The organism is Paraburkholderia sp. SIMBA_030 (assembly GCF_046535245.1).
In the GTDB taxonomy this organism is placed as follows: Bacteria; Pseudomonadota; Gammaproteobacteria; order Burkholderiales; family Burkholderiaceae; genus Paraburkholderia.
Genome location: NZ_JAWRXB010001506.1, coordinates 1 through 240, shown reverse-complemented (window position 1 = coordinate 240; position 240 = coordinate 1). Strand labels below are relative to the sequence as shown.

Below are 240 nucleotides of genomic sequence, written 5' to 3'. Positions count from 1 at the left end.
CTGTGATCCCGCTGTTCCACAAACAGATCAAGGCCGGCGGCCCACTGACCGTTACCCACCCGAAAATCACCCGCTACTTCATGACCATCCCCGAAGCCGCGCAGCTGGTGATCCAGGCCGGCTCCATGGGCAAGGGCGGTGACGTGTTCGTCCTCGACATGGGCGAGCCGGTGCGGATTGTCGAGCTGGCAGAGAAGATGATTCACCTGTCCGGGTTCAGCGTCCGTTCCGAACGAAACC

General features: G+C 61.7%; 1 protein-coding gene. It reads left to right on the top strand.

Annotated features, from left to right (window positions below):
- Positions 1 to 240 (top strand): polysaccharide biosynthesis protein (locus tag SB772_RS45060; RefSeq protein WP_410839157.1); only part of this gene is annotated, 240 nt, incomplete at both ends.